Origin of the sequence: Pigmentiphaga sp. (assembly GCF_033795525.1) — a bacterium.
Classification (GTDB): domain Bacteria; phylum Pseudomonadota; class Gammaproteobacteria; order Burkholderiales; family Burkholderiaceae_B; genus Pigmentiphaga.
This window is the reverse complement of record NZ_JARYGM010000001.1, coordinates 969152-993240: the sequence shown is the minus strand read 5'-3', so window position 1 is coordinate 993240 and position 24089 is coordinate 969152. Positions and strand designations below refer to the sequence as shown.

Genomic DNA, 24089 nt, shown 5'->3' with positions numbered 1-24089 from the left:
GTCGGACGAATCGTTGACGATGGAAACTCCGTTCCAAGCCACTCCGCAAGCGCCGTTCACCCTGGTCCTGGGCCTGGGCGAATCGGGCGCGGCTGCCGTGCGCTGGTGTGTCCGGACGGGGTGCGGCCTGCGCGTAGCGGATTCGCGCGCGGAACCGGCGGGGCTGGAAGACTTGCGCGACGGTGCTCCTAATGCCGAGTTCCGGCTGGGCGATTCGGCGCTGTGCGAACGGAACGGCGAACGCTGTTTCGATCCGGATCTGCTGGCCGGTGTCGACCGCATCGTCATCAGCCCGGGACTGCCGCCGCATGCGGCGCCCGCCCGGGAGTTGGTCGGCGCCGCGCGCGAGCTCGGTATTCCCGTGGTCGGCGAAATCGAGTTGTTCGCCCAGGCACTGGGCGAGCTGGGCGCGACGCGCTCCTACTCGCCGCGTGTGCTGGCCGTGACCGGCACCAACGGCAAGACGACCGTTTGCGCGCTGGCCGGCCAGCTGCTCGAGGCGGCCGGCCTGTCGGTTGCCGTGGCGGGCAATATCAGCCCGGCGGCGCTGACTGCCTTGATGACGGCGCTGGACGAGGACAAGCTTCCGCAGGCGTGGGTGCTCGAGCTCTCCAGCTTCCAGCTCGAGACCACGCATAGCCTTCAGCCGGATGCTGCCGCTGTGCTGAATCTGAGCCAGGACCACCTGGACTGGCACGGGAACATGAAAGCCTATACCGCGGCCAAGGCCAAGCTGCTCGCAGCCGCGTCGGTGGCCATCGTCAATCGCGACGATCCCGCGGTGGCGGCCATGGTCGAGCGGCTGGACGCCGAGCGGGTCCGCGGTTTCGGCCGCGAAGCGCCGGCCTGGGCCGGTGACCTGGGCCTGGACCTGAGTCACGGCATGGCCTGGCTGGCCGAAGCGCTCGCCGGCGATGTCGATGCGCCGCCGGCAAGGCGCAAAAAGGGCGAGATCGCAACGCGCCCCGAAGGCCGCATCAATCGCCTGATGCCGGTCGACGCCTTGTATATACGCGGGACGCACAATGCGCTGAATGCGCAGGCGGCCCTGTTGCTCGCCCGCAGTCTAGGGCTGCCGTGGGCGCCGTTGCTGCGTGCCGTGCGCGAGTACCGGGGCGAGCCGCATCGCGTGGAATTCGTGCGCAGCATCGCCGGCGTGGATTTCATCGACGACAGCAAAGGCACCAACGTCGGCGCCACCGTGGCCGCTCTCGAAGGCCTGGGACAGCGGTGCGTACTCATCGCCGGCGGCGTCGGCAAGGGCCAGGACTTTGCGCCGCTCGCGCGGGCCGTGGCGCTGCACGCGCGGGCCGTGGTGCTGATCGGGCGCGACGCGCCCGAGATCGCCCAGGCGCTGCGCCAGGCCGGCGTGCCGCTGATCGAAAGCGGGGACCTGGCGGCGGCCGTCACCGCCGCCATGGAGCAGGCGCAGCCGGGCGATGCCGTCCTGTTGTCGCCGGCGTGCGCCAGCTTCGACATGTTCCGCGACTACAAGCACCGCGCGGAGGTCTTCGTCGACGCCGTGCAGTCCCTCGCGGCCGACCGGGGGGAGGTATGAAGCAATGAGCCTGTTCGCCGAACTGACCGGTAGCGTCAATGCCGTGCGGCCGAGCCGCACTCGGATGCTCAATTACGACGCGGTGCTCGTCACCTCGGCCATCGCCCTGCTGCTGCTCGGGCTGGTCATGGTGTATTCGGCCTCGGTCACGCTGGCCGATTCGCCCAAGTTCGCCAACTATGGCAACTACCATTTCCTGGTGCGCCATACGCTCTACCTCTTGCTGGGCCTGGGCGTGGCCACCGCAGTCTTCACGATCCGCATGGATACGTGGCAGAAGGCGTCCATGCCGGTCTTCGGCATCGCGCTGTTCCTGCTGGTCATCGTTCTGATTCCCGGCATAGGGAAGGAAGTCAACGGCTCGCACCGCTGGTTGCCGCTGGGCATCGTCAACTTCCAGCCTTCCGAGCTGATGAAGCTGGCCGTGCTGATCTACGCGGCCGACTACACGGTGCGCAAACAGGCCTACATGCAGAATTTCGTGCGCGGCTTCCTGCCTATGGCCTGCGCGATGGCGGCCAGCGGTCTGCTGTTGCTGCTCGAGCCGGACCTCGGCGCCTTCGTGGTGATCGTCGCGATTTCCATGGGCATACTGTTTCTGGGCGGAATCAACGGCAAGCTGTTCGGCGGTCTCACTGCCGTCCTGGTCGCGACCTTCCTGCTGTTGATCTGGGCGGCGCCGTGGCGGCGCGAACGCCTGTTCGCCTACCTGGACCCCTGGACCGAAGCCAATGCGCTGGGCAAGGCCTACCAGCTGTCGCACTCGCTGATCGCGTTCGGCCGGGGCGAGTGGTTCGGCGTCGGTCTGGGTGCGAGCGTCGAAAAGCTGCACTACCTGCCCGAGGCGCATACCGACTTCCTGCTCGCGGTCATCGGCGAGGAACTGGGCTTTGTCGGCGTGCTGGTCGTGGTGACGCTGTTCTTCGTCATCGTGCGCCGCGGCTTCGAGATCGGCCGTCAGGCCATCGCCATGGATCGCGTGTTCAGCGGCCTGGTTGCCAAGGGCGTGGTGCTCTGGATAGGCGTGCAGGCGCTGATCAATATGGGCGTTAACCTCGGCCTGTTGCCGACCAAGGGACTGACGCTGCCCTTCATGAGCTTCGGCGGTTCGGGCATCATCGCCAATATGGCGGCGCTCGCCGTTCTGATGCGGGTGGACTACGAGAACCGGATCCTGATGCGCGGAGGGCGGCTATGAACGCTGCGCCGCGCACGCTGATGGTGATGGCCGGTGGTACGGGAGGCCATATCATGCCGGGGCTCGCGGTGGCCGCGGCCTTGCGCGCGCGCGGCTGGAACGTGGTATGGATGGGCAACCCGGAAGCCATGGAGGGCCGCCTGGTGCCGCCCCAGGGAATTCCGCTCGCGCCGGTACGTTTTTCCGGCGTGCGCGGCAAGGGGCCCGTTACCCTGCTCAAGCTGCCTTTCACGCTGGTCCGCGCGGCAGCGCAGGCGCGGTCCGCGTTGCGCCGCTATCGGCCCGACGTGGTGCTGGGCATGGGGGGATACGTCGCGCTGCCGGGAGGCCTGATGGCCAGGCTGCGCGGCACGCCGCTGGTGGTCCACGAGCAGAATTCCGTGGCCGGCATGACCAATCGTGTCCTGGCTCGCTGGGCCAACCAGGTGCTGACCGCTTTCCCGGGAGCCTTGCCTGGCGAATTGACCGGCAACCCTGTCCGCCCTGAAGTCGCCGCCGTTGCGCCCCCGGCCGGACGTTATGCCAGCCGGACCGGGCCGCTGCGCCTGCTGGTGGTCGGCGGCAGCCTGGGCGCGCAGGCGCTCAACACCGTCGTGCCGCAGGCCATTGCCGCGCTGCCGGCCGGCGAACGTCCGGAGGTGGTGCACCAGGCGGGCGAAAAGCACATCGATGCGCTGCGCGCGGCTTACGCTGAAGCGGGCGTGGACGCCGATTGCCGTGCCTTCATCGCCGATATGGCCGAGGCCTATGCCGACGCCGACCTGGTGATCTGCCGCTCCGGCGCGATGACCGTGGCCGAAGTCTGCGCCGCCGGGGTGGCGGCCTTGTTCGTGCCCTTCCCCTATGCAGTAGACGATCACCAGACGACCAACGCCAAATACCTGAGCCAGGCGCAGGCAGGATGGCTGCAGCCCCAATCGGCCCTGTCGGCCGACTGGCTGGCCGGCTGGCTGCGGCAACGTACACGGGCCGAACTGGCCGAAACCGCGACCCGCGCGCGAGCGCTGGCGCATCCGCGTGCTACCGAGCGGATCGCCGACATTTGCGAGGCGGCGGCGCGACGTTAAATATCATGAGACATCGAATCAGACACATCCATTTCGTTGGCATCGGTGGCTCGGGCATGAGCGGCATTGCGGAAGTGCTGCTCAACCTGGGCTACCGCATCAGTGGCTCCGACCTGGCCGACAATGCCACCACCCGCCGGCTGGCGCAGCTGGGGGCGCGCATTACACAGGGCCATAGCGCCGAACACGTGGAAGGCGTCGACGCGATTGTGACCTCCACCGCCGTAGCCGGCGACAACCCCGAAGTCATCGCCGCGCGGCTGAAGCGCATCCCGGTCGTGCCGCGAGCCGTGATGCTGGCCGAGCTGATGCGCCTGAAGCGCGGCATCGCGGTAGCCGGCACCCACGGCAAGACCACCACCACCAGCCTGATCGCCAGCGTGCTGGCGGCGGGCGGGCTCGATCCTACTTTCGTGATCGGCGGACGGCTGAATTCGGCCGGCGCAAACGCCAAGCTCGGACAAGGCGAGTTCATCGTGGTCGAGGCCGACGAGTCCGACGCCTCTTTCCTGAATCTGCTGCCGGTCATGTCGGTGATCACGAACATCGATGCCGACCACATGGACACGTACGGGCACGATTTCGCTCGCCTCAAGAGCGCGTTCGTCGAGTTCACACAGCGCATGCCTTTCTACGGCACGGCGGTACTGTGCGTGGACGACGCCAGCGTGCGCGAGATTCTTCCGTTCGTGTCGCGGCCGGTGACGACCTACGGCTTTGCTGCGGATGCGCAGGTTCGCGCCATCGACGTGCGCGCCGACGGTCCTCGCATGTGCTTTACGGTACTGCGGCGCGACCGCCAGGTGGAACTGCCGCCGCTCGAGATCGTGCTGAATTTGCCGGGCGAGCACAACGTGCGCAACGCCCTGGCGACCATCGCCGTCGCAACCGAACTCGGCGTGGCCGACGATGCCATTCGCGAGGCGCTTGCCGCCTTCAAGGGGGTGAACCGGCGTTTTACACAGGCGGGCGTTTTCCCCGTGGCAGCCGAGAACGGCGGCGGCACCTTCACGCTGATCGATGACTATGGGCATCATCCCGTCGAAATGGCCGCTACGCTCGCCGCCGCCCGCGGGGCTTACCCGGGCCATCGCATCGTGCTGGCCTTCCAGCCTCATCGTTACACACGCACACGGGATTGCTTCGAGGATTTCGTCAAAGTGCTGGGTACGGCCGATGCGCTGCTGCTGGCGGAAGTCTATCCCGCCGGCGAGCCGCCCATCGTGGCCGCGGACGGCCGCTCGCTGGCCCGGGCGGTCAGGGTCGCGGGGCGCGTCGAGCCGGTCTTCGTCGAAGACATCGCCGACATGCCCCGGACCATCGTGGATTTCGCGCGCGACGGCGACGTCGTGATCGCGATGGGTGCGGGATCCATAGGGGGCATGCCGGCCAGGATCGGGGCGCTGTTCGCCACGGAATCGAATCAGAAAGGGACACAGCAATGAGCGCGCAGTTCGGCAAGGTCGGAGTTCTATACGGCGGTACGTCCGCCGAGCGCGAAGTGTCCATCATGTCCGGCACCGGCGTGTACGAGGCACTGCGCAAGTCAGGCGTCGATGCGCATCTGTTCGATACCGGCGAGCGGTCGCTGGCGGAGCTGGCGGCGGAGGGCTTCGACTGCGTCTTCATCGCGCTGCATGGCCGATATGGCGAGGACGGCACGCTGCAGGGCGCGCTCGAGCTGCTGGGCCTGCCGTATACGGGCAGCGGCCCGCTGGCTTCCGCGCTGGCCATGGACAAGACCATGACCAAGCGCATCTGGGTCAACGAAGGATTGCCCACGCCGCGTTTCGAGGCACTGGACCGCAACTCCGACCTCGAGGCGGTTGCCGCCAGTCTCGGACTGCCGTTGATCATCAAGCCGCCGCACGAAGGGTCCACCATAGGCGTGACCAAGGTGACCGACGCCGCGGGCATGCGCGCAGCCTATGACCTGGCAGCCCAGTACGACGAGCAAGTGCTCGCGGAGTCCTTCATTCGCGGCCGCGAGCTGACCGTTGCGCTGCTGGGCTCGGGCCGGTCGGCGCGGGCCTTGCCGGTGATCGAGATCATCGCGCCCGAAGGCAATTACGACTACGAGCACAAGTACTTCACCGACGACACCCGCTACCTGTGCCCCGCGCCGCTGCCGGCCGAGGTGGCCCGCCGCGTGCAGGAAATCAGCCTGGCCGCCTACCGCGCGCTGGGATGCGAGGGCTGGGGACGGGCAGACGTCATGCTGGACGCCGACAACCAACCTTATTTACTGGAGATCAATACTTCGCCCGGTATGACCGGCCACTCGCTGGTGCCCATGGCGGCTGCCGCCAGCGGCATGAGCTACGAAGCCTTGTGCGTGGAAATCCTGCGGGATGCGCGCTGCAAGGTTTCGGGCCGTTCTTCGTAAGCGCTTGAATCGGACGCTCTGTGTGGAACGACTCCCGTACCCTGAATCTGATTGCCAATACCTTGTACCTCGCTGCCGCGCTGGTGCTGGGGGCGTGCCTGCTGTTATGGCTGGCGCAGCGGCCGATGTTCGCGCTGCAGACGATCTGGATCGAGGCCGAGGACGGCACGCTGCAGCACGTCACGCCGGCCAGTGTGCATACGGCCATCTCGGGCCGCTTGATGGGCAATTTCTTTACTGCCGACCTCGAGCAGATGCGCAAGGTGTTCGAAACCGTGCCCTGGGTGCGGCAGGCATCGGTGCGCCGGCAGTGGCCCAATTCGCTCGTGGTGACCGTGCAGGAGCACCAGGTGCTGGGCCTGTGGAACGAGAACCGCTTGCTCAATACCTACGGCGAGTCGTTCACGGCCAACCTGGGGGAGGTCGAGGACGACCGGCATCTGCCGGTATTCGCCGGCCCGGAAGGATCGGAAAAGCTGGTGGCGCAGCGCTATGCGGAGCTGGTGCGTTGGTTCGGTCCGGTCAAGCTGGACCCGTTGCGGGTAGTGCTGACACCACGCTATGCCTGGCAGGTGGAGCTGTCCAACGGCGCGACGATAGACCTGGGCCGCGAGCCCACGACCGCGCCGGGCACCGATACGGCTTCGCTCGAATCCCGCGTGCAGCGGTTCGTGCAGGCAATCCCGGTGATCGAGGCGCGCATTGGCCGGCTCGAGCACGCGGACCTGCGCTATCCGAACGGCTTCGCGGTGAAGACCGCCAAGCCGGAAGCCAGCACCAAGACGAATTCAAGGAAACCTGCATCAACCATGCAACCTAACCAGAAAAGACCATGACTCGTGAAACCAAGGATCTGATCGTTGCGCTCGACATCGGCACCAGCAAAGTGGTGGCGGTCGTGGCCGAGATGCTGCCTGAAGGGCGCTTCGAAGTGCTCGGTCTCGGGCAGCATGAGTCGCGCGGCATGCGCAAGGGCGTGGTCGTCAACATCGAAACCACGGTGAACTCCATCCAGCGGGCGCTGGAGGAGGCCGAGCTCATGGCCGATTGCAAGATCCGCGACGTGTTCACGGGCATCGCCGGCAGCCACATCCGCAGCTTCAATTCCAGCGGCATGGTGGCCATCAAGGACAAGGAAGTCACCGCCACCGACGTGGCGCGGGTCATCGAAACGGCCAAGGCCATCAACATTCCGACCGACCAGCAGGTGTTGCACGTGCTGACCCAGGAGTTCATCGTCGATGGCCAGGAAGACATCCGCGAGCCCATAGGCATGAGCGGCATACGCCTGGAAGTGCGGGTGCACATCGTTACCGGCGCGGTCAGCGCCGCTCAGAACATCGTCAAGTGCGTGCGCCGCTGCGGCCTCGAAGTGCAGGACCTGATCCTGCAGCCGCTGGCCTCGAGCCTGGCCTGCCTGACGCCGGACGAAAAAGAGCTGGGCGTGGCGCTGGTCGACATCGGCGGCGGCACGACCGACATCGCCATCTTCACGGGCGGGGCCATCCGCCATACGGCCGTGATTCCCATCGCCGGCGACCAGATCACCGGCGACATCGCGGCTGCCTTGCGCACGCCGACGCCCGACGCCGAGGAAATCAAGCTGCGCTATGGCGTGGCCAAGCAGGTACTGGCCAGCCCCGACGAACGCATCGAAGTGCCGGGCCTGGGAGACCGCGGTCCGCGCCAGCTGTCGCGCCAGGCCCTGGGGGCCGTCATCGAGCCGCGCGTCGAGGAACTGTTCACCTTCGTGCAGCAGGTCATCCGCGAGTCGGGCTACGACGAGCTGCTGTCGTCGGGGATCGTCCTGACCGGCGGTACTTCGCAGATGCCCGGCATGGTGGAGCTGGCCGAGGACATCTTCCTCAAGCCCGTGCGCCTGGGCGTGCCGGAGTATTCGGGCAGCCTGGCCGACGTGGTGCGCAGCCCGCGCTTTTCGACGGTGATGGGCCTGCTGTCCGAGGCGCGCCTGCAGCGTGTGCGCGGCCGGAAGGTGGCGCAGCAGACCGGAAATGTCACACAGGTTTTCGCTCGTATGAAAGAGTGGTTTCTGGGGAATTTTTAACGCGATGCCCCGTCGCATACGTTCTTTGAGTGAGTGCAGTCCTTCGAGTCCAACCCGTTCTTGAAGCAGTGTCCGTTCTTTGAACCTTGAAGTCGTTGACCATACCGGTCGTCGCAAGCCGGCCGAAGCAGTTCCTGTCCGTGTTTTGAGAAGTTTGTCGTAACCCTTTTTTTGAATCGAGGAGGTGCGTGACCGGGGAAGGTGAAACGTGAAGCGCGATCCCAAGGCGGGGTCATGGTCGATTCGGCCCGATCACATTTCACATTTCACATTTCCCAGCCGCCACTTATCCGCCAAATGTCCCCGGAGGTTCTTATGAAGTTCGAAATGCTCGATACCGATACCCGCGGAACGGTTATCAAAGTCGTGGGTGTGGGCGGTGCCGGCGGAAACGCCGTGGCTCACATGATCCGTCGCGGCGTGCAAGGCGTGGATTTTGTCTGCGCGAATACCGACGCCCAGGCGCTGTCGCATACCAATGCGCCGGTGCAGATCCGCCTGGGCCGCAGCGGCCTGGGCGCCGGCGCCAAGCCCGAACAGGGCCGCGCTGCCGCCGAGACCGCCCGCGAAGAAATCCGCGATGCGCTGCAGGGCGCCAACATGGTGTTCATCACCGCCGGCATGGGCGGCGGCACGGGCACGGGAGCGGGCCCGGTCGTCGCGGAAGTCGCCAAGGAACTGGGCATCCTGACCGTGGCCGTCGTCACCAAGCCGTTCCATTTCGAAGGCACCAAGCGCATGCGCATGGCCGAGGAAGGCATCGACGCCCTGTCGCAGCACGTGCACTCCCTGATCGTCGTGCTCAATGAAAACCTCTATGAACTGCTGGGCGAGGACGCCACGCAGGAAGAGTGCTTCAAGGCTGCCGACGACGTGCTGCACAACGCTTGCGCCGGCATTGCCGAGATCATCAACGTGGACGGCAACGTGAACGTCGACTTCGAAGACGTCAAGACGATCATGAGCGAGCAGGGCAAGGCCATGATGGGTACGGCCATCGCGAGCGGCGTGGACCGCGCCCGCGTGGCCTCCGAACAGGCCATCGCGTGCCCGCTGCTGGAAGGCATCGACCTGAACGGCGCGCGCGGCGTCCTGGTCAACATCACCGCCAGCCGTTCGCTGAAGATGCGCGAGACCCGCGAGATCATGGATACCATCCGCAGCTACGCGGCCGAGGATGCCACCGTGATCTTCGGCGTGTCGTACGACGATGCCATGGGCGAAGACCTGCGCGTGACCGTGGTCGCGACCGGCCTGGGCCGCAACAAGTCCAAGCCCCAGTTGGTGCAGAACACCGTGCCCCAGCTGCGTACCGGCACCGACAACATTCCCGCGTACAACGCCCAGACCGGCGGCACCAACTACCACGACTACGACACCCCCACGGTCTTCCGCAACCCGCGCGATGCATCCATGCGCGTGCAAGCGCTGGAAAGCTCGGGCATGGAGCATCTCGACATCCCGGCGTTCCTGCGCAAGCAGGCTGATTGACAGGGCCCCCCCTACGTCCTTCGGGCGCCCCCCAGGGGGCGGCGCTGGCGGACCGGCGGAGCCGGATCCGCGGCGCCCTGACGTGTTAGGGCGTCTTGGGGCGGGGCGGGGGCTTTGCTGGGGGCCCTTGGGGCGCTGGGGGCATTTTTTCTTGCGATCGTGCATTTGGCGCGAGCGGCGTCCTATACTGCCCACCGGCCTTTCCTTTTTTCTGGATAACAAGGAGTCTTCCATGACCATCAAAGTTGGCGATCGCGTGCCCGACGGTACGTTGACCGAATTCATCGCCGTGGAAACCGAGGGCTGCTCGCTGGGACCGAATGCGTTCCAGGTAGGCGATCTCGTCAAAGGCAAGAAGATTGCCGTGTTCGCGGTGCCGGGAGCCTTTACCCCGACTTGCTCGGCCAAGCACGTGCCGAGCTATGTCCAGAATTACGATGCGCTCAAGGCCAAGGGCGTGGATGAAATCTGGTGCGTGGCCACGAACGATGCGTTCGTGATGGGGGCCTGGGCCAAGGACCAGGGCACGCAGGGCAAGGTGCGCATGCTGGCCGACGGTTCGGCAAAGTGGACCAAGGCGCTGGGCCTGGAGCTCGATCTGACCGAACGCGGCATGGGCGTGCGTTCGCAGCGTTATTCCATGCTGCTCGAAGACGGCGTGGTCAAGCAGCTCAATGTCGAGGCTGCCGGCAAGTACGAAGTCAGCGACGCCGAAACCCTGCTCAAGCAACTGTAGGCATAGACCGCCGCGGCATCCTTGCCCGAGGGCGATGCGGGCGGACTGGGCGATGGCCGGGTCTGTCCGTTCCCTGGGCGGCGCGGTGCCTGCAAGCCGGGTTGACGGGCGTTGCGAGCGGGCTCCGGCCTTCGTGGCACGGGAATTGCGGACGCCGTCGGGGCGGTTTTGCCGCCCGCTTGTAGCCGGAGCGGGCACGGAACCTGTTAAAGGTCCCTCGCTCTAACACAGAAACGTTACAATATAGTATTAACCCGGATCTTTTCAGCCGCCATGCTTTGTCAGCGCACCATACGAAGCGTCACTCGCACGACAGGAGTCGGCCTGCACTCGGGGCGGCGAGTGGAAATCACGCTGCGCCCGGCGGCTCCCAATACGGGTATCGTGTTCCACCGGATCGACCTGCCCGAGCCGGTCGACCTCCCCGCTTCGGCCCTGGCCGTGGGCGATACCCGCATGGCTTCCGTCCTGCAAAAGGGCGATGTCCGCGTATCGACCGTCGAGCACCTGATGTCCGCCTGCGCCGGGCTGGGTATCGATAATCTGCACGTCGATCTTACGGCCGAGGAAGTCCCCATCATGGATGGCAGCGCGGGCACCTTCGTGTTCCTGCTGCAATCGGCGGGTATCGAGGAACAGGATGCGCCCAAGGAATTCATCCGCGTACTGAAGCCGGTCGAGGTTCGCGATGGCGAGGGAAGCGCCGCCAAATGGGCGAGACTCGAACCGTACGACGGGTTTGCGCTGGCGTTTTCCATCGACTTCCATCATCCGGCCATCGACGCGACGTCCAACTTTGCCGAGATCGACTTCGCCAAGCATTCCTACATCAAGGAAATCGCCCGTGCGCGCACCTTCGGCTTCATGCAGGACGTCGAGAATCTGCGGGCCGCCGGCCTGGCCCGCGGCGGCAGCCTCGATAACGCCATCGTGATGGACGAATTCCGCGTCTTGAACAGCGATGGCCTGCGCTACGAGGACGAGTTCGTCAAACACAAGATCCTCGATGCCATCGGCGACCTGTACTTGATCGGCAAGCCCCTGATCTCCCGCTACGTGGCGCACAAATCGGGGCATGGCATGAACAACCAGCTGGTGCGGGCGCTGCTTGAACGGCGCGACGCGTGGGAGCTGGCGACCTTCACGTCGAAGGCAACCGCACCCCAGGCCTTCAAGGAAGACTGGGTCTTCGCTTGAGGCGGTGGCCGGCAGTGTTCGCCGGCCGGCATCCCATCAGCCGTATGGACATCCCACCTACGGTCTAACGGTTGGCATCCGGATCTTCCTCCTGATGGCGTTCCAGCAGCCGCGATACCGCGTCTGCCAATGGACCCGCCCGCAACTGCCCGCGCAGCTGGGCGAACGCCTTGATGCCTTCCTTGCCGAGCGGCCTCGGCGGCTCGCGGCGCGCAGCCGTTTGTGACAATTCGGTCTCATCGAGTCGGGTTAGCGTCGCTTGAACGCGGACCGCGATTCCGTTAACCTGCCACCCGTACTTTTCCAAGGCTGCCACCAGCCGCGGCGCCAGCTGGCGCAGTTTGGCTGAATGCGTGGCCGCTGGCACACCCAACGTCAGTTGGCCGTCCTCGAATCGCAGCACGCGGCAAGCTGATCCCAGCGGGGCAGGCAAGGCTTCGCGAACCTGTCGCTCCAGATCCATCAGGCGCCGTGCCGTACCCAGCAGGCTGGCGCCTTTGCCGTCGCGAACCAGGCACGACAGCGCCGCGGTCTGCTGCGCGGGATCGGTGTAGGTCTGCTTGCGGCGCTTTCTTGTCATCGCAGCCGGCCGGGTACGAAAAGTTTCGATCACGAACTCCTACGAGTCTCGGGAACATCAAAGAGGATACGGGCGCCGCGCACGGCGCGATTGTTTGTAAGCCAGGAGGCACGTCCCGTGCAGATCATCATAGTGCATCCGCGTCTGTCCGAGGACCGCACACTCACCATAACCCCCCGCCTCATTGCGGGGATGATCGCGGCGATCATCGCCATCGTCGTCCTGGGTTCACTCCTTTTGAACTACGCCACCGTCGGCCGCTGGCCCTGGAGCGAACCGAGCGTTGTCCAGCGCAGCCGCGAGGAAGCGCGCCAGCAGGCGGTGCTGCGCGAGAACATCAACCTGCTTGCCCGTCGCGTGGGCGAAATGCAGGCCAAGCTGATGCAGCTCGACGCCCTGGGCGAACGGGTGGCCGGGCTCGCAGGCGTCGCGCCGGCTTTCTCCGCCAAGGGCGTGCCCGGGCGGGGCGGCCTGCTGGTGTCGTCCAACCCCATGTCGGCCCAGGAAGTCAGCTCCGAACTCGACCGGCTCGAAGCCCAGCTGGCCGAACGTGCCGACTATCTCAGCGTGCTCGATGCCCAGCTCACCACGCTTTCGGTCCGCAAGGCCATGACGCCTACCGTCATGCCGGTTACCCACGGCTATAACGGATCGTCGTTCGGCTGGCGGGTCGACCCTTTTACCGGTACCCGTTCGCTACACGAAGGCATCGATTTCGTCGCGCCGTCGGGAACGCCCATCGTGGCGGCTGCCGGCGGCGTGGTCCAGGCCGCCGAATATCATGCGGGCTACGGCTACATGATCGATGTCGACCACGGCAACGATCTCGTCACCCGCTATGCCCATGCTTCCCGGCTGCTGGTCAAGCCCGGCGACCTGGTCAAGCGCGGCCAGCGCATTGCGCTGGTGGGCAGCACCGGCCGTTCCACCGGTTCGCATCTGCATTTCGAGGTGCGGTTAGGCGGGGTGGCCGTCAATCCCAATAACTTCCTCACCCACGGCCCGGGCAAGAAGCCTGTCGAATCGTTTTCCAAGGTCGTGACGCTCCCGGCCCCGGGAGCGCTGGACTAGTCTCTACAGCTTCAGTCCCGCGGAAACCTCCGTCAGGCATTTCATCAGCAGCTCGCTGGCCGGCGACAGGGCGCGCTGCCGGCTCCATGTCAAGCCGATCGGCCGCAGCAGCCCGGGCAGTTCCAGGGGCAGGATGGCCAGCATCCCCAGGTCGCAGTAGTGGCGGGCCGCCACCCGCGACAACAGTCCCACCGCCTGCGTGGTTTGAAGATACGTGGCGATCACCGGTACCGACAGCGTCTCGATGTAGTCGCTCGGCATGGGAATGTCGTGGTCCTGGAACGCGGCTTCCAACGGTTCGCGCGGCAGCGAGGCCACAGGCGGCAGTACCCAGGGATGGCCGCGAAGGTCGCCCCAGCCGATGTTCTTCGCGCCGGCAAGGGGATGATGCCGGCCCACGACCACCATGCTGGACCCTTCGAACAGTACGGCTTCCTTGAAGTCGGCCGACGGCCGGCTGCTCAGGCGCCCGACCAGTACGTCGAGGTTGCCGCGCCGCAGCTCGGGCAGCAGGGTATCCATCGAGCCTTCCTGGACGTGCACGGTGGTCGTGGGCGAGTCGCGCTTGAGCGCCGCCAGGGCCTGCGGCACCAGGGCGGAGGTCATGGCGGGCATCGCGCCCAGGGCGGTGCGGCCGGATGCCCCGGACAGCAGCGCGCGCAGTTCGTCGCGGGTCTGGGCCAGCGTGTTGAGCATGACGCGCGCCTGCCGGATCAGGCATTCGCCGTAGACATTGGGCTGTACGCCCCGGGCGGTACGGTCGAACAGCTTGAAGCCCAGGCCTTTCTCCAGCTCGGCCAGGGCGAGCGAGACCGCGGGCTGGGTGATATTGAGGCTGACCGCCACCTTGCCGAGATTGCGCAGTTCGTCCAGCGCCACCAGCAATTGCAAATGGCGAGGTTTCAGGTTCGCGCGGATGTACCAGTCGAGTCTTGCCATCGATCGGGCCTTCTAAAAAGCATAAGCAATTGCTTATGAATAGTGCGGCATTTTTTAGTAGTTTACTTATGCTGCACGGGGCATGATGAGCGCCTTCGCTCAGGAGTCCCCCGTGTCTTTCCCCAAGCCGACATCGATCATCGATCTCCATACCCACGTCATCGCTGCGGACCGGTCTGCCTACCCGCTGGCGCCCCTGTCCGGCAAGCAGTCCGAGTGGTCGCGCGAACGCCCCGTTACCTACGAGGGCATGCTGGCTGCCATGGACGTAGCCGGCATCGCCAAGGTGGCCCTGGTGCAGGCCTCCACGTGCTACGGCCACGACAACCGGTACGTCGCCGATGCCGTGGCGGCGCGGCCGGATCGCTTCATCGGCGTTTATTCGATCGCCCTGACGGCCGGCGACGCCGTCGAACGTATTTCGCACTGGCACAGCGTCGGGCTGCACGGCATGCGGGTATTCATCGCCGGCCACACTGCGGCCGACCGGGAGGCCAGGCTGGACGATCCGCGCGGCTATCCCGCCTGGGAACGGGCGCAGGAGCTGGATATTCCCGTATGCGTGCAGCTTCGGGCCGACGGGCTGCCGCAACTGGAAAACATCCTGCGGCGCTTCCCGGGTGTGCGCGTGCTGCTGGATCATTTCGCGCGGCCCACACTGGACGACGGCCCCCCGTACGCCGCCGCGGCGAGCCTGTTCGCTCTGGCGTCCTACCCCAATCTTTTCTTCAAGCTGACCACCCATAACGTGCGTGAGGCCAAGCAGGGCGCCGCCACCCAGGCGAGCTTCCTGCGCTGCGTCGTCGATGTCTTCGGTGCCTCGCGCATCGCCTGGGGGTCCAACTTCCCGGCATCGGCCGGCAGCCTCGCCAGTCTGCTGGGCGAGGCGCTGGAGGCGACCGCCACCTTGTCCGCCGACGAGCGCGAGTGGATTTTCCACCGTACGGCCAAGGCGCTGTATCCCGCGCTGAATGCCACGGCCGGAGGGAGGGCGTAATGGAGGCGATGACGCTGCGCACGTTGCTGGGCGATTATCCCAATACGCTGGCGCTCAAGCGCGGCGAGGTCAGTTCGCCGCTGGTCGATTTCGAGTTCGATCCGGTCAAGGTCGCCAATCGGGCGTTCAAGCGCGTCGTGCGGGAAGGCGCGTTCGACGTGGCTGAACTTGCACTGGTGACCTTCCTGCAGGCCAAGGCCTATGGCAAGCCGCTGGTGCTGATGCCGGCCGTGGTCGGCGCGGGGCGCTACCAGCACCACTGCCTGGTCTACAACGTCGAACGCGGCCGGCTGCGCGTGGCTGAACTGGCGGGCAAGCGCATCGGCATTCGCGCTTATGCCCAGACCACGGTCACCTGGGTACGCGGCATCCTGGCGGACGAGTACGGCGTGGACCTGGACGCCATACGCTGGGTGACGTTCGAAGACGGGCACCTGGCGGAGTTTCCCGATCCGCCGGGCGTAGTGCGGGCGGAGGAAGGGCACAAGATGGTGGACATGCTGCTGGCCGGGGAACTCGACGCCGCCATCATCGGTACGGACCTGCCCGACGACCCGCGTCTGGCGCCGGTACTGCCCGATCCCCACGCCGCAGCAAGCGCCTGGGGGGCCCGGCACGCCATGGTACCGATCAATCATATGGTGGCGGTCGACCGCGCGCTGTGTGAGCGCCACCCCGACGTCGTGCGCGAGGTCTACCGCCTGCTGCGGGATAGCAAGGCCGTCGCCAGGCAGGGCGCGACATCACCGGATCTCACGCCGTTCGGGGTGGAGCCCAATCGACATGCGCTGGAACTCATTATTCATTACGCCCACGACCAGCGACTGATTCCGCGCCGCTACGCCGTCGACGAATTGTTCGACGACGTCACGCGCGTGCTGTAGAGACGATCGGCGGCGGCACAAGCACGCATGGGGCCGCCGCCCTGGCATTCCATTCCTATACTTTCTGGAGACACTATGAAATGGCTCGCAATCCTGGCCGCCTGCATGGCGGCCGCCGTACCGTTGAAACCCGCGCAGGCCCAGCTGGGTAATGGCCCCGTTACCCGCATCGTCGTTCCCTTCGCCGCCGGCGGCGCACGCGAACTGTTGGCGCGGACCTTCTACCAGGAGCTGGGCCAGACGCTGGGCCAGACCATCATCATCGAAAGCCGTCCAGGCGCCGGCGGCGCCATAGGCACGGCCAATGTGGGGCGCGCCGATCCGGACGGCCGGACGCTGCTGATGGCCGCCTCCAGCCACTTCGTCACGGCCGAGCTGGGCGCCAAGCCGCACTACGACCCTATCAAGGACTTCACGCCGGTGGCCAACATCGGCACCCAGAGCTATGTGCTGATGATAAGCAGCGCGCTGCCGGCCAAGAACGTGTCCGAGTTCATCGCCTACGCCCGTAAGCGTCCTGGTGAGCTCAACTACGGTTCGGCAGGCATCGGCAGCTCTACCCACCTGGCAATGGCCTACTTCCTGAGTACGGCAGGGCTGGACATGCTGCACATCCCCTACAAATCCACCCAGGAAGCCGCCAACGATGTCGCCGGCGGACGCGCGCATGCCGTCATCGTGCCCAATGCCGGCGTCGGGGCGTATCTGCAGGACCCGCGGCTGCGCATTATCGGCGTCACCTCGCGCCAGCCCTCGCCGCTGCTGCCCAACGTCCCGCCCATCGCCCAGGCGGGCCTGCCCTCGTACGTGTTCGAATCCTGGTTCGGCCTGCTGGCGCCGGCCGGTACCCCGCGCCAGGAGGTCCAGCGGATCAACGCGGCGGTGGCCAAGGTCCTGGAAATGCCTGTCATCAAGGAACGGCTCGCCACCCAGGGCGTCACGCCCGACGCCCGGAGCGTCGACGGTTTTGCCAAACTGTTTGCCGACGACCAGAAATTGATGGCACGCATCGTCAAGGAGGCCAAGCTGACCCGGGAGTAGCCCCCCGAAGCGCTCCGGCGGCGCCCATCGAGCGCGAACCCGACAGGCAGGGCCGGACGCTGCCGCCGGGAGCCAGCCGCCCCGGGCCCAGGGCGCCGCGGACCTGACTGCGCCAGTCCGCCAGCGCCGCCCCCTCGAGGGAGCGCGCGAAGGGCGTAGGGGGTGGGCCCTCCTGGTGCTAAACTGGCTGGCTTATCCCATATCCCGGCTGGGACGCCAGGCTGTCGCCCGGTGGCTCGGCTGCTTGCAAATATCGCGCATGGTTTCCTCTCTGCTCAAGAAAATTTTCGGCAGCCGTAACGACAGGCTGCTGAAGCAATATGGCAAGTTGGTCGATCGCATCAATGCGCTGGAGTCCCAGACGGCCGCTCTCACCGACGAGCAACTCGCGGCCCGTACGCAAGAGTTCAAGCAGCGCCTGCAGAACGGCGAGACGCTGGACGACTTGCTGCCCGAGGCCTTCGCCGTCGTACGGGAAGCCGGCAAGCGGGTCCTGGGCATGCGCCACTTCGATGTCCAGCTGCTGGGCGGGATCGTGCTGCATACCGGGCGGATCGCCGAAATGCGCACCGGGGAAGGCAAGACCCTGGTGGCAACGCTGCCGGTCTACCTGAACGCGCTGGCCGGCCGCGGGGTCCACGTGGTGACAGTCAACGACTACCTGGCGCAGCGCGACGCGTCCTGGATGGGCCGGCTCTACCGTTTCCTGGGCCTGACCGTGGGCGTGGTCGTTTCGCAGCAGCCCAACGAGGAAAAGAAGGCCGCCTACCAGGCCGACATTACCTACGGCACCAATAACGAGTTCGGCTTCGACTACCTGCGCGACAACATGGAGTACCGCGTCGAGGACCGCCGCCAGCGGCCGCTCTACTACGCGGTGGTCGACGAGGTGGATTCCATCCTGATCGACGAGGCGCGTACCCCGCTGATCATCTCCGGCCAGGCCGAAGACCATACCGAGCTCTACATCCGCATGAACGCGGTGCCGCCCTTGCTGACCCGCATGGCGTCCGAGCCGAAATCGAACGAACCCGAACCCCCCGGCGATTTCTGGGTGGACGAGAAAAGCCACCAGGTCTACCTGTCCGAGGCCGGCCACGAGAAAGCCGAGCAAATACTCGAGCGGCAAGGCCTGCTGCCGTCCGGCGAATCGCTGTACGAGCCCCGCCACATCAGCCTGATGCACCACCTGATGGCCGCGCTGCGGGCGCACAACCTGTTCTTCCGCGACCAGCACTATGTGGTGCAGAACGGCGAAGTCGTCATCGTCGACGAGTTCACCGGCCGCCTGATGGTCGGCCGCAGGTGGTCCGACGGCCTGCACCAGGCCGTCGAGGCCAAGGAAGGCGTCAAGATCCAGCACGAGAACCAGACTCTCGCCTCGATCACCTTCCAGAACTACTTCCGGATGTACGAGAAGCTGGCCGGCATGACCGGCACGGCCGACACCGAGGCCTACGAGTTCCAGGAAATCTACCACCTGGAAACCGTGATCATGCCGACCAACCGGCCGATGATCCGGGCCGACCAGAACGACCAGGTGTTCAAGACCACCCAGGAAAAGTACAACGCCATCCTGGAAGACATCCGCGATTGCCAGAAGCGCGGCCAGCCGGTCCTGGTCGGCACGACCAGCATCGAGAACTCCGAGCTGCTGTCGGCCATGCTGACCAAGGCCGGGCTCAAGCACGAAGTGCTCAACGCCAAGCAGCATGCCCGCGAGGCCGAGATCGTGGCCGAGGCCGGCAAGCCGGGCCACATCACCATTGCCACCAACATGGCGGGCCGCGGTACCGACATCGTGCTGGGCGGCAGCGTCGACAAGCAGGTCGACCTCATCCGGGCCGACGAATCGCTGTCCGAGGCCGACAAAGAGGCGCGCATCGCCAAGGTGCGCGACGAATGGAAACCGCTGAACGAACAGGTCAAGGCCGCGGGCGGACTGCGCATCATCGGCACCGAACGCCACGAGTCGCGCCGCATCGACAACCAGCTGCGCGGCCGCGCCGGACGCCAGGGCGATCCGGGTTCGTCGCGGTTCTACCTGTCGCTGGAAGATCCGCTCATGCGCATTTTTGCCGGCGAGCGGGTGCGGGCCATCATGGAGCGGCTGAAGCTGCCCGAGGGCGAGCCCATCGAGGCAGGCATGGTGACGCGCTCCATCGAGTCGGCCCAGCGCAAGGTCGAGGCCCGCAACTTCGACATTCGCAAGCAGCTGCTGGAGTACGACGACGTCGCCAACGACCAGCGCAAGGTCGTCTATGCACAGCGCAACGAGGTGCTGGAAGCGCCTTCGGTGGCCGACATGGTCGCCAATCTGCGCCAGGCCGCCTTCACCGAAGTGTTCCGCCAGTATGTGCCGGAAGACTCGGTCGAGGAACAATGGGACATCGCCGGGTTGGAAAAAACGCTGGAGCTGGAATGGCAGGTGCCGCTGCCGCTGGCCAGTATGCTCGAAAGCGAGCCCAACCTCACCGACGAGGACCTGCTCGAGCGCCTGCTCAAGGCCGCTGCCGAGGCCTACGACAGCAAGGTCGCCCAGGTAGGCGCCGAGATGTGGAGCCAGTTCGAACGCTCGATCCTGCTGCAGTCCATCGATACCCACTGGCGCGAACACCTGGGCATGCTGGATCACCTGCGGCAAGGCATCCACCTGCGCGGCTATGCGCAGAAGAACCCGAAGCAGGAGTACAAGCGCGAAGCCTTCGAGCTGTTCTCGGGCATGCTGGACCGTATCCGCAACGATGTCGTCAAGGTCCTGATGACTGTGCGGGTACAGTCGGCCGAGCAGGTCGAACAGGCAGAGCAAGAAGCCGCGCTGCCGCATGTGCAGAACGTGCAGTACCATCACTCCGACTACGACGAGGCACTGGCCGAGGCCAATGCCGCCTCCGCCGCGGTCGGCGCCGGGACGGTACGCAACGTCGTTCCCAAGGTGGGCCGCAACGATCCGTGTCCTTGCGGTAGCGGCAAGAAGTACAAGCAGTGCCACGGCAAGCTGGCTTGAAGCCGGCAATCCTGCCATGGGCATGAAAAACGGCGTCCCTTGGGACGCCGTTTTTCATGGTAGCGGCCGCCGTGCAGCAGCCGCCGCCGTGCGGTTCAGTTGCCGGCGACAGGACTCTTGGCCGCCGCGCCGTGCTTGGCCCTTACCTTGGCAACGTGTTCGGTGACCAGCTGGCGGGCGAGGGCGCTGTCTTTCGCCATGATGGCCGCCAGTAGCTTGCGATGCCGTTGCACCAGCCGCTTGCCCACCGCCGTGGTGGTGTAGGGGTTCACCGATCGGTACAGCACATACGAAATCGCCTTCATGATCGATGACAGGAACTGGTTGTGCGCGGCATCGACGATGGACTGGTGAAAGGCCAGCGATGCGTTGGTCAGTTTCTCGGGCGTGAACGCTTCCTGGTCCGAGACCAGTTCCTCGACCTGGGCCAGGCAGGCCCGCATGTGCGCGATATCGTCGGACGTGGCCAGCTTCGCGGCCATTTCGGCCGCACTGGCCTCGATGGTTACCTGGGCATCGAAGACTTCGGCCGAGCCGACACCCATCAATTTGAGTTGGATCGCGAGGGCTTCGACGACAGGGGCGTCATTCCCGTTGGCGATGCGTGTTCCCCCGCCGGCCCCCGTGCGGACGTCGACGACGCCGAGCGCTTGCAGACGCCCCATGGCTTCCCGTATCGGAAGGCGGCTTACCTGGAACTGTTCGGCCAGGTCGTTCTCCGACCCGAGAAAGTCGCCAGGCAGCAGTTTGCCGTCCAGTACCGCTTCTTTGATTTGTTTTTCGACGCGCATTGCCGTGGATTCGGTGCGCCCCGCGCGCCACACGGGCAGGTCGGCTCTCGTACGTGCCATTGTTATGGATTCCACCGTTTCGTTAAACCGCAGAGGGTATGACGGATTATATCTGCATCGTCCGCATCAACCTTGTCGGGGGTGGGATGGAGCCCGCTCCAGTATACGCGCCTGGCCCGTTGGACGCGTCGCGATTTCGCATAGGCCTCGATATCAGGCAGGCGGTGACAAGGCGTCGACGAGACGGCCGCATGTTGTCTTGACATGGCCGGATTATCACTCATACAGTATGTTTGATATAAGCATACGAGCGAGGAGACCGGGCATGGCCAATCCTGGGATAGCGGCGGCTGGCCGGCCAAGGCCGGCCGGATCGGCGAGTTCTTCCATGTCATCGACGGCCGCCTGGAAGGCAGCGGCGCCCGCTTCGATGTCATCAATCCGGCCCGGGGCGTGCCCTTCGCGCAGTGCCCCGACGCCTCCCGAGAGCAACTGGATCGGGCGGTCGAGGCGGCGCGGCGGGCGTTCCCGTCCTGGCGCGAACGATCGTTTGCCGACCGCCGGGCGTATCTTCTGAAGCTGGGCCAGGCGCTCGAAGCGGCCATCGAAGAACTGGCGCCACTGCTGACTTCCGAGCAAGGAAAACCGCTGGATCGCGCCCGTGACGAACTCAAGCGCGCGGCGGCGCAGTTCGATGACCTCTCGCGTATCGATATCAAGCCGGACCTGTTGCGCGATGACGCACAAGGCCGTGTCGAACTGCGCTATCGTCCGCTGGGAGTCGCCGGGGCGATCACGCCCTGGAACGTGCCCATCGTGTTGGCCGCACCCAAGATCACCCAGGCGCTGTATGTGGGCGATACGATCGTCGTCAAGCCTTCTCCCTATACGCCGCTGACCACGCTGAAGCTCGGCGAGCTGGCCCGGCACATCCTGCCGCCGGGGGTGTTGAACGTGGTCGCTGGCGGCAATGAGCTCGGCCAATGGATGACCGAGCATCCGGGGATAGACAAGATCTCCTTTACCGGCTCCGTCGCGACCGGCAAGCGGGTCCTGGCAAGCGCTGCCGCCACCCTCAAGCGCGTGACGCTGGAGCTCGGCGGCAACGATGCAGCCATCGTCCTGGACGATGTCGATCCTGCGCAGGTCGCGCCACGCCTGTTCCAGGCGGCGTTCGTCAACAGCGGACAGGTCTGCATGGCGATCAAGCGCCTTTACGTGCATGAGCGTATCTACGACGCGATGTGCGATGAGCTGGTGGCGCTCGCACGCCAAGCCCGCGTGGGAGACGGCTTCGACCCCGGGGTGGCGCTGGGGCCGGTGCAAAACAAAATGCAGTATGACCGCGTGCTCGGCATTCTCGAGGATACGCGGCGCAGCGGTGCACGCATCCTGACCGGCGGACGCGCCTTGCCGGGACCCGGTTATTTCATCGAGCCCACCATCGTTGCCGACATCGCGGAGGGGACGCGGCTCGTGGACGAGGAGCCTTTCGGGCCGGTGCTGCCGGTAATTCGCTACACAGATGTCGATGATGCCATTCGGCGCGCCAACGATACCCGCTTCGGGCTGGGCGGCTCGGTGTGGACCAACGACCTGGCCAGGGGGGAAGCGCTGGCCGCCAGGCTGGAGGCGGGTACGGTATGGGTCAACCACCACGTGGGGACCGAGCCGACCGTGCCGTTCGGCGGCTGCAAAGAGTCGGGCTTGGGACGGGAGTATGCCGAGCTGGGATTGAAAGGCTACATGGAAGCCCAGGTCGTCAAGGTTCCTCGGGCCCCGCGCTAGCCGGCCGTGGGTCGCGCCCGGCCAAACCCATGGCCGTTCGGAATTCGGCCTTGACTTCGGCAGGCTGTCCGGCCTGGAAGGGGTAGTCGTCCAGGTGCTTGCCGAAGATCGGATGCGCAAGCAGCTGGTCGCGCGTCATTCCCTCCGTGAACCAATGGCGGCCGGCGATAGGCAGGGTGATACATTCGTTGATGCGCGGGTCGCGTATCAGTCCGCTGGGATCCCGCCCGGCCGCAACGGCGTCCAGATCTTCGCCCAAGCGCTTGCGCAGCATGGCGATGCCGCGGTCGCTGGACGCCAGGTTCTCTTTGGTGCGATCGGCGATTCTGCCCTGACCGACCCACGCAACGAAGTCCTGGTTCATGACGTGACTGGAAATCCATCGGCCGGTCCGCGGGTCGGTGACCGGACCATGCCAGGCAGGAATGCGTCCTTGCTCGTAAGGTTCCTGCTCCTTGGGCACGCGTGAGAAGGCCCAGGTGATGCTGAGCGTGTTCTCGTCGTCCATGGGGATTCGCCACTCGATGTGATCTCCCAGGCAGAAGGCCTGCGGCCACAGGCATACCCGGCCGACAGTCCAGAGCGGATGCTCCTCGCTCGTATCCTCGCGCAGGCGCTTATAGACGATGCCGTACTCGAATTCCTCGAAGTCGACCTTTAGGTGCGTAGGGGCATACGGACCGGTCGCACCCTTGAGCCGCACGCTCCAGTTGCTGTGCATCCATTCGAAATGAATGGGATCGATGGAGTTCTCCTGGCATTGCAGCCAGTTGCAGGGAATCTCGGAAATGACGATCTGGACGAAGCCGTTCTTCCACGTGAAGGGCTCCCAATTCGGCACCAGTGGAGCGGGCTGCGGGCCCAGGTAGGCCCATAGCAGGCCGGCCTTCTGCTCGACCGGATAGGCAGCCAGGCGCACGCGTTCTTTCATCCGTGCGTGGGGCGCCGCGATGTCCTCGTATGGCTGCTCGGTACACCGGCCTTGCTGGTCGAACAGCCAGCCATGGTAGTTGCAGCGGAGTCCTGACTGCTCCACGAAGCCATAAGACAGGTCTGCGCGCCGGTGGGCGCAGCGGCGCTCCAGCAGCCCGAAGCTTCCGCTCAGGTCGCGATACAGCACCAGTTCCTCGCCCAGCAGGCGTACCGGCTTGGTCTCGATCTTGTCGAACTCGCTGACGGCCGCGATCGGATGCCAGTGGCGCCTGAGCAGCTCTCCCATCGGGGTCCCGGGCCCGACCTGGGTGAGTTGGCGATTCTTTGCCTCGCTGAGCATGGTGCGTGTCTCCCGTCTTG

20 protein-coding genes are annotated in these 24089 nt (G+C 65.6%); 16 read left to right on the top strand and 4 right to left on the bottom strand.

Annotation, left to right across the window (positions count from 1 at the left end):
- The first annotated feature begins 19 nt into the window (after positions 1 to 19).
- From murD to lpxC, 10 genes are all read left to right on the top strand, one after another.
- Positions 20 to 1558 (top strand): UDP-N-acetylmuramoyl-L-alanine--D-glutamate ligase, encoded by a 1539-nt coding sequence (murD, locus tag QHC78_RS04700; RefSeq protein WP_319742696.1) that lies wholly within the window; start codon positions 20 to 22, stop codon positions 1556 to 1558.
- A gap of 4 nt (positions 1559 to 1562) precedes the next feature.
- Positions 1563 to 2756, top strand: coding sequence for a putative lipid II flippase FtsW (gene ftsW / locus QHC78_RS04695; RefSeq protein WP_319742695.1), 1194 nt, complete (start codon positions 1563 to 1565; stop codon positions 2754 to 2756).
- The gene (gene murG, locus QHC78_RS04690) at positions 2753 to 3823 is read left to right on the top strand and encodes an undecaprenyldiphospho-muramoylpentapeptide beta-N-acetylglucosaminyltransferase (RefSeq protein ID WP_319742694.1); all 1071 of its coding nucleotides are present in this window, start codon (positions 2753 to 2755) and stop codon (positions 3821 to 3823) included. The genes ftsW and murG overlap by 4 nt, the downstream gene beginning before the upstream one ends.
- 5 nt (positions 3824 to 3828) lie before the next feature.
- Positions 3829 to 5268, top strand: coding sequence for a UDP-N-acetylmuramate--L-alanine ligase (murC, locus tag QHC78_RS04685; protein WP_319742693.1), 1440 nt, complete (start codon positions 3829 to 3831; stop codon positions 5266 to 5268).
- On the top strand, positions 5265 to 6209 hold the full coding sequence (locus tag QHC78_RS04680; protein WP_319742692.1) for a D-alanine--D-alanine ligase: 945 nt from the start codon (positions 5265 to 5267) through the stop codon (positions 6207 to 6209). Before murC ends, QHC78_RS04680 begins: the two co-directional genes overlap by 4 nt.
- Positions 6210 to 6229: 20 nt before the next feature.
- Positions 6230 to 7045: a cell division protein FtsQ/DivIB gene (locus QHC78_RS04675; RefSeq protein ID WP_319742691.1), complete on the top strand. Its 816-nt coding sequence runs from the start codon at positions 6230 to 6232 to the stop codon at positions 7043 to 7045.
- Entirely contained in the window at positions 7042 to 8274 is a 1233-nt protein-coding gene (gene ftsA, locus QHC78_RS04670; RefSeq protein WP_319742690.1) for a cell division protein FtsA, read from the top strand. The genes QHC78_RS04675 and ftsA overlap by 4 nt, the downstream gene beginning before the upstream one ends.
- Before the next feature lie 315 nt (positions 8275 to 8589).
- Complete coding sequence (gene ftsZ / locus QHC78_RS04665; RefSeq protein WP_319742689.1) at positions 8590 to 9765, top strand: cell division protein FtsZ; 1176 nt, start codon at positions 8590 to 8592, stop codon at positions 9763 to 9765.
- Positions 9766 to 9997: 232 nt separating this feature from the next.
- Positions 9998 to 10501: a peroxiredoxin gene (locus tag QHC78_RS04660; RefSeq protein ID WP_319742688.1), complete on the top strand. Its 504-nt coding sequence runs from the start codon at positions 9998 to 10000 to the stop codon at positions 10499 to 10501.
- A 273-nt stretch (positions 10502 to 10774) separates the two neighbouring features.
- The gene (gene lpxC, locus QHC78_RS04655; RefSeq protein WP_319742687.1) at positions 10775 to 11698 is read left to right on the top strand and encodes a UDP-3-O-acyl-N-acetylglucosamine deacetylase; all 924 of its coding nucleotides are present in this window, start codon (positions 10775 to 10777) and stop codon (positions 11696 to 11698) included.
- A 64-nt stretch (positions 11699 to 11762) separates the two neighbouring features.
- Here lpxC and QHC78_RS04650 read toward each other — a convergent pair whose 3' ends face one another.
- The gene (locus QHC78_RS04650; RefSeq protein ID WP_319742686.1) at positions 11763 to 12311 is read right to left on the bottom strand and encodes a DciA family protein; all 549 of its coding nucleotides are present in this window, start codon (positions 12309 to 12311) and stop codon (positions 11763 to 11765) included.
- Positions 12312 to 12395: 84 nt separating this feature from the next.
- On the opposite strand from QHC78_RS04650, the gene QHC78_RS04645 reads away from it, so the two are divergent.
- On the top strand, positions 12396 to 13349 hold the full coding sequence (locus tag QHC78_RS04645) for a M23 family metallopeptidase (protein ID WP_319742685.1): 954 nt from the start codon (positions 12396 to 12398) through the stop codon (positions 13347 to 13349).
- A gap of 3 nt (positions 13350 to 13352) precedes the next feature.
- Here the strand turns inward: QHC78_RS04645 and QHC78_RS04640 are convergent, their stop codons facing one another.
- The gene (locus QHC78_RS04640; RefSeq protein ID WP_319742684.1) at positions 13353 to 14288 is read right to left on the bottom strand and encodes a LysR family transcriptional regulator; all 936 of its coding nucleotides are present in this window, start codon (positions 14286 to 14288) and stop codon (positions 13353 to 13355) included.
- A gap of 112 nt (positions 14289 to 14400) precedes the next feature.
- Between QHC78_RS04640 and QHC78_RS04635 the strand changes: the two genes are divergently transcribed.
- The 4 genes from QHC78_RS04635 (at position 14401) to secA (ending at position 20217) form a co-directional block, all read left to right on the top strand.
- Positions 14401 to 15285, top strand: coding sequence for an amidohydrolase family protein (locus QHC78_RS04635; RefSeq protein ID WP_319742683.1), 885 nt, complete (start codon positions 14401 to 14403; stop codon positions 15283 to 15285).
- A gap of 8 nt (positions 15286 to 15293) precedes the next feature.
- Positions 15294 to 16169 (top strand): substrate-binding domain-containing protein, encoded by an 876-nt coding sequence (locus QHC78_RS04630; RefSeq protein ID WP_319742682.1) that lies wholly within the window; start codon positions 15294 to 15296, stop codon positions 16167 to 16169.
- Positions 16170 to 16244: 75 nt separating this feature from the next.
- Positions 16245 to 17210, top strand: coding sequence for a tripartite tricarboxylate transporter substrate binding protein (locus QHC78_RS04625; protein ID WP_319742681.1), 966 nt, complete (start codon positions 16245 to 16247; stop codon positions 17208 to 17210).
- A gap of 259 nt (positions 17211 to 17469) precedes the next feature.
- Complete coding sequence (secA, locus tag QHC78_RS04620) at positions 17470 to 20217, top strand: preprotein translocase subunit SecA (protein WP_319742680.1); 2748 nt, start codon at positions 17470 to 17472, stop codon at positions 20215 to 20217.
- Between the two features lie 95 nt (positions 20218 to 20312).
- On the opposite strand, the gene QHC78_RS04615 is transcribed toward secA, so the two are convergent.
- On the bottom strand, positions 20313 to 21068 hold the full coding sequence (locus QHC78_RS04615) for a FadR/GntR family transcriptional regulator (protein ID WP_319742679.1): 756 nt from the start codon (positions 21066 to 21068) through the stop codon (positions 20313 to 20315).
- Between the two features lie 312 nt (positions 21069 to 21380).
- Between QHC78_RS04615 and QHC78_RS04610 the strand changes: the two genes are divergently transcribed.
- Positions 21381 to 22796, top strand: a complete 1416-nt coding sequence (locus QHC78_RS04610; RefSeq protein WP_319742749.1) for an aldehyde dehydrogenase family protein — start codon at positions 21381 to 21383, stop codon at positions 22794 to 22796.
- On the opposite strand, the gene QHC78_RS04605 is transcribed toward QHC78_RS04610, so the two are convergent.
- The gene (locus QHC78_RS04605) at positions 22771 to 24069 is read right to left on the bottom strand and encodes an aromatic ring-hydroxylating dioxygenase subunit alpha (protein ID WP_319742678.1); all 1299 of its coding nucleotides are present in this window, start codon (positions 24067 to 24069) and stop codon (positions 22771 to 22773) included. The two genes, QHC78_RS04610 and QHC78_RS04605, sit on opposite strands and share 26 nt — an antisense overlap.
- Positions 24070 to 24089: the final 20 nt, after the last annotated feature.

Excerpts from the sequence above, each read along its gene's own strand:
- murD (WP_319742696.1), top strand. The coding sequence starts at position 20 with ATGGAAACTCCGTTCCAAGCCACTCCGCAAGCGCCGTTCACCCTGGTC.
- lpxC (WP_319742687.1), top strand. The coding sequence starts at position 10,775 with ATGCTTTGTCAGCGCACCATACGAAGCGTCACTCGCACGACAGGAGTC.
- murG (WP_319742694.1), top strand. The coding sequence starts at position 2,753 with ATGAACGCTGCGCCGCGCACGCTGATGGTGATGGCCGGTGGTACGGGA.
- secA (WP_319742680.1), top strand. The coding sequence starts at position 17,470 with ATGGTTTCCTCTCTGCTCAAGAAAATTTTCGGCAGCCGTAACGACAGG.
- QHC78_RS04680 (WP_319742692.1), top strand. The coding sequence starts at position 5,265 with ATGAGCGCGCAGTTCGGCAAGGTCGGAGTTCTATACGGCGGTACGTCC.
- ftsW (WP_319742695.1), top strand. The coding sequence starts at position 1,563 with ATGAGCCTGTTCGCCGAACTGACCGGTAGCGTCAATGCCGTGCGGCCG.
- QHC78_RS04625 (WP_319742681.1), top strand. The coding sequence starts at position 16,245 with ATGAAATGGCTCGCAATCCTGGCCGCCTGCATGGCGGCCGCCGTACCG.
- ftsA (WP_319742690.1), top strand. The coding sequence starts at position 7,042 with ATGACTCGTGAAACCAAGGATCTGATCGTTGCGCTCGACATCGGCACC.
- QHC78_RS04615 (WP_319742679.1), bottom strand. The coding sequence starts at position 21,068 with ATGGCACGTACGAGAGCCGACCTGCCCGTGTGGCGCGCGGGGCGCACC.
- QHC78_RS04605 (WP_319742678.1), bottom strand. The coding sequence starts at position 24,069 with ATGCTCAGCGAGGCAAAGAATCGCCAACTCACCCAGGTCGGGCCCGGG.
- murC (WP_319742693.1), top strand. The coding sequence starts at position 3,829 with ATGAGACATCGAATCAGACACATCCATTTCGTTGGCATCGGTGGCTCG.
- QHC78_RS04660 (WP_319742688.1), top strand. The coding sequence starts at position 9,998 with ATGACCATCAAAGTTGGCGATCGCGTGCCCGACGGTACGTTGACCGAA.
- QHC78_RS04640 (WP_319742684.1), bottom strand. The coding sequence starts at position 14,288 with ATGGCAAGACTCGACTGGTACATCCGCGCGAACCTGAAACCTCGCCAT.
- ftsZ (WP_319742689.1), top strand. The coding sequence starts at position 8,590 with ATGAAGTTCGAAATGCTCGATACCGATACCCGCGGAACGGTTATCAAA.
- QHC78_RS04630 (WP_319742682.1), top strand. The coding sequence starts at position 15,294 with ATGACGCTGCGCACGTTGCTGGGCGATTATCCCAATACGCTGGCGCTC.